Source organism: Nostoc sp. (genome assembly GCF_041747015.1).
In the GTDB taxonomy this organism is placed as follows: domain Bacteria; phylum Cyanobacteriota; class Cyanobacteriia; order Cyanobacteriales; family Nostocaceae; genus Nostoc.
The window spans coordinates 1-3,900 of record NZ_JBGTFY010000331.1; the positions used below are offsets into that span (position 1 = coordinate 1).

3 protein-coding genes are annotated in these 3,900 nt (G+C 42.6%); 2 read left to right on the forward strand and 1 reads right to left on the reverse strand.

Annotated elements, in window-relative coordinates:
* Window positions 1-211 (forward strand): hypothetical protein (locus ACEW80_RS26820; protein WP_373529520.1); only part of this gene is annotated, 211 nt, incomplete at its 5' end.
* 386 nt (window positions 212-597) lie between these two features.
* Here the strand turns inward: ACEW80_RS26820 and ACEW80_RS26825 are convergent.
* Window positions 598-2,211 carry a Mu transposase C-terminal domain-containing protein gene (locus ACEW80_RS26825; RefSeq protein ID WP_373529521.1) on the reverse strand — a complete coding sequence of 538 codons (1,614 nt, stop codon included), beginning with the start codon at window positions 2,209-2,211 and terminating at the stop codon, window positions 598-600.
* Between the two features lie 306 nt (window positions 2,212-2,517).
* On the opposite strand from ACEW80_RS26825, the gene ACEW80_RS26830 reads away from it, so the two are divergent.
* A partial coding sequence (locus ACEW80_RS26830; protein ID WP_373529522.1) for an NAD(P)H-quinone oxidoreductase subunit 4 occupies window positions 2,518-3,900 on the forward strand: 1,383 nt, incomplete at its 3' end.

Here is a 3,900-nt window from a genome sequence, read left to right on the forward strand (position 1 = left end):
TCTCAAAAATGCCATCAGCTACTTACAACAATTTCCCCAGTCAGAATACGAGGATATTTGCTTGGATGCTTTTGACTTAGGATTTCTGTGCTTGCAAACTGCTCAAACTCGTCATGGCAACGAATTAATTAAGCAGCAGATAATCTTTATTGGTGGAGTTTCAGCGGTCGGTCAAAGTAATTGCAGAGTCTTTCCAGCAGGAATTAGTTAATCAAGTAGGGACAGATAACGGCCAATTATTAGCTCCACTCCAAACTCAAATTAATCTCACTTCAGCCATCCTCAATGAAAAACTCAATAGCGTCAGCACTTTGCTTACACTCGAAATTGATCCCGCCAGAGAAACTTCTGTTGTTGGGCGCTTTCTGAATTCATTACGTCAACTCTTAGATCCCAAACGCTCTGATTCCATTCAAGGCGCATTTAAAGCAGCATTAATAAATGCCACTAAGGAAAATGGTATTTTGGCTGCGGCAGTTAAAAATGTGGTTTCTGAGTCTGTGAAACCATTAACCGAACAAGTGGAAAAACTTACCAGAGAAATCCGAGATCAACAGGTGACACAACAAGTACTTGAGCAGACAACTGCAAAAGGCATCAACTATGAGGAATTAGTTGTTGTCGAACTACGAAATTGGGCAAAGTTGAGTGGAGTAGAGGTGGAGCATATTGGCCGTGATGGAGATACTGGCGATATTCTCGCCGCTCTTTTTCTAGATCCCTAGCTTTTACAACACCAATAAACTCTCCTGGTTGATCGTTACTGGGACGGGTATAAGCAAGCAGAGTTAAAATATTGCGCTGGTCATATCTTAAAGAAATTTTCTGACCTTCATACCTTACTAAAGAATCTCCCTGGTACACCAGACCTCCAAAGTTGACAGAACCATATTTCTCAACATTACGATACGTAGCTTTCATTAAGCAGATGTCTAGTTCACGCTCATCGAAAACTTCTGGCTCACTCAATAGCATTGATTTCCAGCGTTTAATACGTTTTTGGTTTTTTACCTTTGGATAATCATGCTGATTGTAGTGGTCTACAAAATATCTCACTAATATTCTTTCTAGCTTATCAAGTGTTAAACATGCAGTTTTCTCTGCTTCTTTGGGTCGATCCTCGACACTCGACCCAGTGTAACCGCCAAAAAACGACAAGACTTCCTTGTTAATCTTGTCAAATATAGTTTCAATCAAACCGCCTGCGGAGGGAAAAGCACGTAGACGGCGTTGGAAACCTAACTGTAGTGAAATTTGCTTCAAATGGGCAGACTTAAATTCCTTGGCGCGGTCTGTAACTAAATATTCTGGAACACCGAAAATATCCCATTTTTCTTGAAGTTCATACTCTAGTTCGTAATGTTTTGGCAACATTGAATGACGAAAGGCGAGTGCAACTTCATGTGACCCAGCAGACTCATATCCCAAATAAAACCCAACCACACATCCAGAATAGCTATCCATCACCAATGTTATGTAAGGGCGACCAATAATTTCTTTGTCTTCATCATCAATCAACAAAATATCTAACTTGGTATGGTCAACCTGCCAAATCTGGTTGCTATGGGTAATTTCTAAAATTCCTTCAGTTGTCTGAATAATTTGTCCTTCTGTTGGTGAACCTGGATGGCGAACTATTCTGTTTTCTTGCTCAATATGAAAATTTATAACTTTATAAACGGTGACATGAGAGGGAAACTTTCTCTCTATCAAATCTTCTAATACTTCTGGATATTGTTTGAATTTTTCAGCATACTTTTTAGAGCGTAGGTCTTCTCCCTTAGATGCCAGAGCTATCAACTGTCCGTGGATTTGATTATGATTTATCCGCGAACCCTCTCTATGCCCCCATTTATGAGTATCTACGATAAATTTGAACCACTGCTCAGAAATACGAAACTGCCCTTTATCTTGACGACCAACTGCAAGAGTAGCAACTCCGTCTTTTTGAACTCTCTCAACCATTCGTTTTATAGCTCGGGTGCTTTTGCCAAGAGCTTTTGCTGCATCTGCGATCGCCTCTCTGCGAGCATTCTTATCGGGTGCTTGCACAATGGCATCAATGACATCGACTTTTTGCTGAAACTCTGGCGCATCATCATTGAACAGTAGATAAGGCTTTCCCTCTACCTGCTCCCCACCCTGCTCCGTAGCAACAACTTCCTCATGATCGGAAAGATTAGCGCCTTGACTCAAAGAACGTATAGACATACACTTGACCTGTTTTCCAAGAAAAATGACATCATTTACTTTAAAAGTTTATCAGAGAAATGACATCATTTACTTTAAAAGTGGCGAGAGAATAATAAAAGCAGAAATATAGCTCAAAGACTTTTGTAGTAAGGCTTTGAGCTTGTTAGACAGCTATCGTAAAAATGGACATTAATTCTTTAAAACTGACAAATAATTATTTAATGGACACCATACTATGCCTACCTGGAACAAAGTTTGTGAAGAAATTGTTACAAAGTTTAGTACAATGACATCATTCACAGATAAGTATTTTTTCTTATATACATGATAGCGGATCAATTTCCTTGGCTTACCGCGATTGTCTTGCTGCCACTCGTTGCTTCGTTGCTGATCCCTGTACTGCCTGATAAAGATGGCAAGCGCGTGCGGTGGTATGCACTGGGTGTAGGTATCGCAGACTTTGCCTTGATGTGCTATGCCTTTTGGAAGCATTACGATGCCAGCAATGCTAGTTTTCAACTCGTGGAAACTTATGCCTGGATGCCTCAGTTAGGTCTGAATTGGGCAGTATCGGTCGATGGACTTTCAGTGCCGCTTGTGCTTTTAGCAGGATTTGTCACTACACTCTCGATTTTTTCGGCCTGGCAAGTTGATCACCGACCCCGCCTATTCTATTTTTTGATGCTTGTACTGTATTCCGCACAGGTAGGGGTGTTCGTTGCCAAAGACTTGCTGCTATTTTTCATTATGTGGGAAGTAGAGCTGATTCCCGTCTACCTACTAGTGTGCATTTGGGGTGGGCAAAGGCGTCGTTATGCGGCGACAAAATTCTTGCTGTATACCGCAGCGGCTTCTATATTTATTTTGGTAGCAGCCCTAGCAATGGGGTTATACGGTGGCGGTAATATGACATTTGACATCAGCGCCCTCGCCAGGAAGGAATATCCTCTTGGTCTACAACTGCTACTTTATGCCGGGTTGCTGATTGCCTTTGGTGTCAAGCTCGCTGTTTTCCCCATGCATACTTGGTTGCCTGATGCTCACGGCGAAGCATCCTCTCCTGTATCGATGATTCTGGCTGGTGTGTTGCTGAAGATGGGCGGATACGGGCTGATTCGCCTGAATCTTGAGCTACTCCCCGATGCACACATTTACTTTGCCCCGGTTCTAGCGATTCTGGGTGTTGTAAATATTATTTATGGTGCATTGAACTCCTTTGCTCAGACGAATATGAAGCGGCGTTTGGCTTATTCGTCGATTTCTCACATGGGGTTTGTGCTGCTTGGGATTGCATCCTTCACAGATTTGGGAATCAACGGTGCGATGTTGCAGATGATTTCACATGGTTTGATTGCATCGGTGCTGTTCTTTTTAGCAGGCGTTACTTACGATCGCACCCACACAATGGTAATGAAAGATATGGGCGGTATTGGTCAAGCCATGCCCAAAGTCTTTGCCTTGTTCACAATTGCAGCGATGGCATCCCTGGCACTTCCGGGTATGAGCGGCTTTGCTGGCGAACTCTCGGTATTCGTTGGTCTGACAAGCAGTGACGTTTACAGTTCGACTTTCTGCACCGTAACAGTTTTTCTCGCCGCAGTAGGAGTCATCCTCACACCTATCTATCTACTTTCCATGCTGCGAGAGGTATTTTATGGTGACGGTGCAGCACTCATCTGCGACATTAATAATGCCGGCTTGGAAAAT